The organism is Longimicrobium sp., assembly GCF_036399255.1.
GTDB lineage: Bacteria > Gemmatimonadota > Gemmatimonadetes > Longimicrobiales > Longimicrobiaceae > Longimicrobium.
Genome location: NZ_DASWNM010000031.1, coordinates 1 through 6,766, shown reverse-complemented (window position 1 = coordinate 6,766; position 6,766 = coordinate 1). Strand labels below are relative to the sequence as shown.

Annotated in this window: 3 protein-coding genes and 1 pseudogene; 1 reads left to right on the top strand and 3 read right to left on the bottom strand. The window is 70.1% G+C overall.

Translation table 11 applies throughout. The annotated features are described in order from the left end of the window. Nucleotides 1–133 (top strand): annotated as a pseudogene (locus VGC13_RS05320) (IS5/IS1182 family transposase); the annotation flags it as partial. Nucleotides 134–255: 122 nt separating this feature from the next. On the opposite strand, the gene VGC13_RS05315 reads toward VGC13_RS05320, so the two are convergent. The 3 genes from VGC13_RS05315 to carB form a co-directional block, all read right to left on the bottom strand. Next, nucleotides 256–2,166: a monovalent cation:proton antiporter-2 (CPA2) family protein gene (locus VGC13_RS05315; protein ID WP_331124178.1), complete on the bottom strand. Its 1,911-nt coding sequence runs from the start codon at nucleotides 2,164–2,166 to the stop codon at nucleotides 256–258. Then, nucleotides 2,163–2,771, bottom strand: a complete 609-nt coding sequence (locus VGC13_RS05310; RefSeq protein ID WP_331124177.1) for an NAD(P)H-dependent oxidoreductase — start codon at nucleotides 2,769–2,771, stop codon at nucleotides 2,163–2,165. Before VGC13_RS05310 ends, VGC13_RS05315 begins: the two co-directional genes overlap by 4 nt. Nucleotides 2,772–3,378: 607 nt before the next feature. Continuing rightward, nucleotides 3,379–6,669 carry a carbamoyl-phosphate synthase large subunit gene (gene carB, locus VGC13_RS05305; protein ID WP_331124176.1) on the bottom strand — a complete coding sequence of 1,097 codons (3,291 nt, stop codon included), beginning with the start codon at nucleotides 6,667–6,669 and terminating at the stop codon, nucleotides 3,379–3,381. Nucleotides 6,670–6,766 lie beyond the last annotated feature (97 nt).

The following is a 6,766-nucleotide window of genomic DNA, read 5'->3' as shown; positions in this document are numbered from 1 at the left end:
ATGGCTGAGCCGATTCCGCCGGCTGGCGAAAGATTACGAACGCCTGAGTGAGACTCTCGCCGGATTGCATTATGTCGCCTTCGCGTGCTTGATGCTTCGCAAGGCTTACAAGCTCCTGGAGATCGGTTCATAACAGCCTCTCAGAAAAGAAGCCTCACACAGAGTCAGCAGAGTCAACAGAGTTTGCTCGACGCGCCGGGCAAACTCTGTTGACTCTGCTGACTCCGTGTGAGGACCTTCTGTTGGCCGGTTCGCTCAGTCGCCGGCCGGCGCCGGCGCGGGAGGGGCCCCGCGCCGCGCTTCTTCGCGCAGGGTCTCGGGATCCCAGCCGGCGTCGCGGTCCAGCTCCGCGCCTTCCAGGTCCGCCATCAGCAGCTGCTCCAGGTCGGTGATGCGGCGCCGGGCCACGCTGATGTACCGCGACCGGTCCTCGCGGCTCTCCGTCAGCTCGCGCACGGCGTCCTCATCGTGCCGGCGGAACTTTTGCGCGGCGCGGTGGGCCTGGTGCGCGCGAAAGCCCAGCATCCCCAGCGCGTCCTGCCCCATGCGCAGCGACGAGTCCAGCGACTCGCGGTACACGTGCGTCACGCCGGACGCAATCAGGTCGTGCGCGTCGGCCCAGTCAAAGGCGCGTGCCAGGATGACGAGGTGGGGAAAGTGCTTGCGCGCCGTCTTCACCAGGTCGCGCGTGCGCTCCGGCGTGTCCAGCGCCAGCACCAGCAGCCGCGCGCGCTCCGCACCCGCCGCGCGCAGCAGGTCGTGGCGGCTGGCGTCGCCGTAGTACACGCGCAGCCCCAGCGACCGCAGCAGTTCCACCCGGTCGGAGTCGACGTCCAGCACCGTGGTCCCCACCCCGTTGGCCGCCAGCAGCCGCCCCACCGTGGCGCCAAACGCGCCGAACCCCGCGATGAGCACGGGATGCTCCTCCTCCACCGCGTCCGCCTCCCGCGCGGGGGCGGCGCGGGGGCCGATCCGCGGCTGGATGACGCGCTCGTTAAACAGCATCAGCAGCGGCGTGGCCGCCATCGACAGCGCCACCGCGGCCACCAGCGGCCCCGTGACGTCGGTGCCCAGCACGCCCTCCTGCTGCGCGAACGACAGCAGCACGAAGGCGAACTCGCCCACCTGCGGCAGCGCGAAGCCAAAGAGCAGCCCCTGCTCGCGGCTCAGCCGGAACGCGCGGGCCAGCGCCAGCAGCAGCACCAGCTTTACGGCGATGATCCCCGCCACCAGCCCGGTGATCGTCATGGGCTCCGCCGCCACGCGCGCAAAGTCGATGGTGGCGCCCACGGCGATGAAGAACAGCCCCAGCAGCAGCCCCTCGAACGGCTCCAGGTCGCTCTCCAGCTCGTGCCGGTACTCGCTTTCGGCCAGCACAACCCCCGCCAGGAACGTCCCCAGCGCCGGGCTCAGCCCCACGCGTGTCATCAGCAGGGCAATGCCCACGACCAGCAGCAGCGCGGCGGCGGTAAAGATCTCCCGCATCCGCAGCCGCCCGATGGTCCGGAAGACCGGCCGCACCACGAACCGTCCCCCGATCACCACCGCCGCCACCGCGCCCAGCACCGCCAGCGTCTGCGCCCACGCGGGCAGCCCCTGCACCCACGTCTCGGCCGCGGCGTGCTCCCCACCCGCGGCCGGGGCCGCGTGCGACACCGCCAGCAGCGGGAACAGCGCCAGCATGGGGATGACGGCGATGTCCTGGAACAGGAGCACGGAAAAGGCGCTCTGGCCGCCCTCCGTCTTTATCAGCCCCTTCTCGGCCAGCGTGGAAAGCACCATGGCGGTGGACGAGAGGGACAGGATCATCCCCACGGCCAGCGCCGCGCGCCACTCCAGCCCCAGCGCCAGCGCGATCCCCGCAAAGACGGCCGTGGTCGCCGCCACCTGCAGCCCGCCGAGCCCCAGGATCGGCGCGCGCAGCCGCCACAGCAGCGACGGCTGCAGCTCCAGCCCGATGACGAACAGCATCATCACCACGCCGAACTCCGCCACGTGCATTACGTCCTGCCCCTCTGTGCCCAGCAGCCGCAGGCCGAAGGGGCCGATGGCGACACCGGCCAGCAGGTAGCCCAGCACCGCGCCCAGCCCCAGCCGCCGCGCCAGCGGCACGGCCACCACGGCGGCCAGCAGGTAGACGAACGCCTGCTCCAGGAACCCGGTCACGGGGCCCCCTGCGCGGCGGCGAGCGGAAGGTTGTCGGGGTCCACGGCCGAAAGCGGGGCCAGCGCGTGCAGGTCGAGCGCGTCGTCGCGCAGCGCGGCGAGGAAGGCGCCGTAGAGGTCCGCCTGGAGCTCGATCTGGGGCTCGTCCAGGCGGTGGGTGCCGTGGATGACGTACGGCGGAAGGTACTGCACGCCGCACAGCCGCGCCGTCTGCTCGATGGGCGCCAGCAGCTCGCGCACGGTAAAGCGGTTGTATCCCTCGTGCTGGTACGCCGCCGCGCGCCCGCCGGCGGTAAGGAGGTTCATCATCCACTTGCCGCGCAGCCGCGTGCCCTGCGACCCGTACGCCCACCCGTGCTCCAGCACCAGGTCTTCCCACTGCTTGATGAGCGGCGGCGTGCTGTACCAGAAGAACGGGTGCTGCAGGATGACCAGGTCGTGCGCCAGCAGCAGCGCCTGCTCGCGCGCCACGTCCACGTCGAAGTCGGGATACGCCTCGTACAGGTCGTGCACCGTGACGTCCGCCGGAACGCGCGTCAGCAGCCGCCGGTGCACGCGCGACTTTTCCAGCGCGGGATGCGCAAAAAGGATGAGGATGCGTGCCATGTCGCGCCGAGGGATGGATTCCGCGAGGGAAGCTTTGCCGAACGTACGCGCCCCGGCCGCGAGGCACCAGAGCCGGCAAAGCCCCCGTTCGGCGAGCGCAAGCGGGCCGAGAGGGGGCGAATGAATTCGCGGCTGGGGAAACGTAATGTCCGCCTGCGCGGACGGACCCGTGCAATCGGTGAGGACGTGCCTCGGCGACCGGGTCTCCACGGCGCGCCGGCCCGTGCCGACGCGAGCAGGTGAAGCCCTGTTCGCAGAGCGCGTCAGCACGAGACAGGGCTTATGGCCGTTCTAGCCGCGGGCTTTAGGCGGAACGCGCTCAACAATGCGGATTTCGCGTATGATCGTGCGATGTGCCGTCCGCCCGCCCGGCGAATGAATTCGCGGCTGAGAAAACGTGATGTCCGCCTGCGCGGACCGCTCGTGCAACGGGCGAGTCCTATGCCTAGATGCCGCATCTCGCGCTGCGCACCGCGCGCTGCCCGCGCGAGCAGGTGAAGCCCCGTTCGGCGACGCGTCAGCGGCGCCGAGACGGGGCTTCTGGCATTTCCAGCCGCGGGCTTTAGCCCGTGGCGGCTCGTTCGCGCCGATTTCGCCGCGCGCCCGTCTACCCCGCCGACACCCCCGCCGCCCCCGCCGCCCCCGCCGCCCCCGCCGCCCCCGCCACCCCCGCCACCCCCGCCAGGTGCCCCGTGCGCTCCTGGATGCTGCGGACCTCGCGCGTGCGGCTGCGCAGGGCGCTGATGGCGTCGACGGCGGCCTCGGCGGCGGACATGGTGGTGATGTACGGCACCTTGTAGGCGATGGCCGCGCGCCGGCTGCTGTAGTCGTCGTACTGGCTCTGCTTGCCCAGCGGCGTGTTGATGAGCAGCGCCACGTCGCCCGAGATGATGTGGTCGGCCATGTTGGGCCGCCCCTCGTTCACCTTGTAGATCACGTCGCAGGGAATGCCGCGCCCCTTCAGGTAGCGCGCCGTGCCGCTGGTGGCCGCAATGCGGAAGCCCATGTCGTGCAGCCGCCGCGCGATGGGCGTGACCGTGCGCTTGTCGCGGTCGTTCACCGTGATCACCACGCTGCCGCTGGAGGGCAGCTCCATCCCCGCGCTGATCTGCGCCTTGGCGAACGCCATCCCGAAGCTGTCGTCGAAGCCCATCGCCTCGCCCGTGCTGCGCATCTCCGGGCCCAGCAGCGTATCGCCCTCCAGCTTGTTGAAGGGAAACACCGACTCCTTGACCGCCACCCCGCCAACCGGGATCTCCTCCGGCAGGTTGAAGCTCGCCAGCGCCTCGCCCCCCATCAGCCGCGCGGCGATGCGGGCGATCTGCACCCCCGTGGCCTTGCTGACGAAGGGGACGGTCCGCGAGGCGCGCGGGTTCACCTCGATCACGTACACCTGCCCCTGGAACACCGCGTACTGCACGTTGATCAGGCCGATCACGCCCAGCTCCAGCGCAAAGGCGCGCGTGTGCTCGCGCATCTCGGCCACCTCGCGGTCGCCCAGCAGGTACGGCGGCAGCACCTGCGCGCTGTCGCCGGAGTGGATCCCCGCCTCCTCGATGTGCTGCATCACGCCCGCGATGACGACCGTCTTGCCGTCGCACAGCGCGTCCACGTCCGCCTCGAAGGCGTCTTCCAGAAAGCGGTCGATCAGCACGGGGCGGTCGTGGCTCACGCCGACGGCCGTCTCGAAGTAGTGGCGCAGCTGCGGCTCGTCGTACACGATCACCATCCCCCGCCCGCCCAGCACGTACGACGGACGGACGAGCACCGGGTAGCCGACGCGCCCCGCGATCTCCGCCGCCTGCTCCAGGCTGGTGGCCAGGCCGTTGGGCGGCTGGCGGATGCCCAGCTTGCGCGCCAGCTCCTCGAAGCGCTCGCGGTCTTCCGCGCGGTCGATGGCCTCCACCGGCGTGCCCAGGATCTTTACGCCCAGCCTTTCCAGCGGCTGCGCCAACTTGAGCGGCGTCTGGCCGCCCATCTGCAGGATGACGCCCTCCGGCTCCTCCAGGCGGACGATCTCGATGACGTCCTCCAGCGTCAGCGGCTCGAAGTACAGCTTGTCGCTGACGTCGAAGTCCGTGGAGTTCGTCTCGGGGTTGGAATTGACCATGATGGTCTCGAACCCCGCGTCGCGCAGCGCCAGCGCGGCCTGCACGCAGCAGTAGTCGAACTCCACCCCCTGCCCGATGCGGATGGGTCCCGAGCCCAGGATGACCACCTTGCGCCGCTCCGAGCGCTCGGACTCGTTCTCTTCGCCGTAGGTGCTGTAGAGGTACGGCGTGAGCGCGGGAAACTCGCCGGCGCAGGTGTCCACGCGGTTGTAGACGGGGTGGAGCCGCATCCCCCAGCGCCGCTCGCGCACCGCGTCCTCCGTTTCGCCGCGGAGGCGCGCCAGCTGCACGTCGCTGAAGCCCAGCCGCTTCATCCGCAGCAGGTGGTCGCGATCAGGCGCGTCCGCCGCCGCGTATCCCCGCTCCGCCTGCACCAGCTGCTCCAGCTGCGCGATGAACCAGGGGTCGATGAACGTCAGCTCCGCGATCTCCTGCACCGAGAAGCCGGCCTCCAGCGCACGCTTGAGCTGGTAGTAGCGCTCCGGCGTGGGACGGCGCAGGGCGCGGCGCAGCGTCTCGTCGCTGTCGTCATCCAGCCGATCGTCCTTGAGGGTGCTCGTCTCCCACCCGCTGCGGCCGACTTCGAGCGCGCGGATCGCCTTCTGCCACGCCATTTTGAAGGTGCGGCCGATGGCCATCGACTCGCCCACCGCCTTCATCTGCACGCCCAGCGTGGCGTCGGCCGCGGGGAACTTCTCGAAGGCGAAGCGGGGGAACTTGACCACCACGTAGTCCAGCACCGGCTCGAACGACGCCGGCGTGCTCTGGGTGATGGCGTTGGGCAGCTCGTCCAGCGTGTATCCCACGGCCAGCTTGGCCCCGATGCGGGCGATGGGGTACCCCGTGGCCTTGGACGCCAGCGCGGAGGACCGCGACACGCGCGGGTTCATCTCCACGATCAGCATCTCGCCGTTGGCGGGGTTCAGCGCGAACTGCACGTTGCACCCGCCCGCCTCCACCCCGATCTCGCGGATGATGGCGATGGCCGCGTCGCGCATCTTCTGGTACTCCACGTCCGACAGCGTCTGCGCCGGCGCCACGGTGACCGAGTCGCCGGTGTGCACCCCCATCGCGTCCACGTTCTCGATGGAGCAGATGATGACCACGTTGTCGGCCCCGTCGCGCATCACCTCCAGCTCGTACTCCTTCCACCCGATCACCGAGCGGTCGATGAGCACTTCCTTCACGGGGCTCAGGTCCAGCCCGCGGCGCACCTGCTCCTCGAACTCCGCGCGGTTGTAGGCGATGCCGCCGCCCGTGCCGCCCAGGGTAAAGCTGGGGCGGATGATGGCCGGGTACCCCGTGTCTTCCACGATGCCGAACGCCTCGTCCAGCGACTTCGCGAACCCGCCGTGCGGCACGGCCAGCCCGATGCGCTCCATGGCCTGCGCGAACTCGCTGCGGTCCTCGGCCATGCGGATGGCGCGCGCGTCCGCGCCGATCAGCTCCACGCCGTGCTTGAGCAGCGTGCCGTCGTCGTACAGCTGCAGCGCCACGTTCAGCGCCGTCTGGCCGCCCATGGTGGGAAGGATGGCGTCGGGCTTTTCCTTTTCGATCACCCGTTCCACCCACTCGGGGGTGATGGGCTCGATGTAGGTGGCGTCGGCCAGGTCGGGGTCCGTCATGATCGTGGCCGGGTTGCTGTTGACCAGGATCACGCGGTACCCCTCTTCGCGAAGGGCGCGGACGGCCTGCGTGCCGCTGTAGTCGAACTCGGCCGCCTGGCCGATGACGATGGGCCCGGAGCCCAGGATGAGGATGCTCTGCAGGTCGGTGCGCTTGGGCATCTATCGCTACAGTGTGGCGTCTGCGTGCGCGAGCGCCGGCCCGTCCGCGCAAGTTTCGCGGCGAGCCGGCGCGGAGTGCCGATCAGGCTGTCGGTCG

Coding starts and splice junctions, on each gene's coding strand:
- VGC13_RS05310 (WP_331124177.1), bottom strand. CDS start 2,771: ATGGCACGCATCCTCATCCTTTTTGCGCATCCCGCGCTGGAAAAGTCG.
- carB (WP_331124176.1), bottom strand. CDS start 6,669: ATGCCCAAGCGCACCGACCTGCAGAGCATCCTCATCCTGGGCTCCGGG.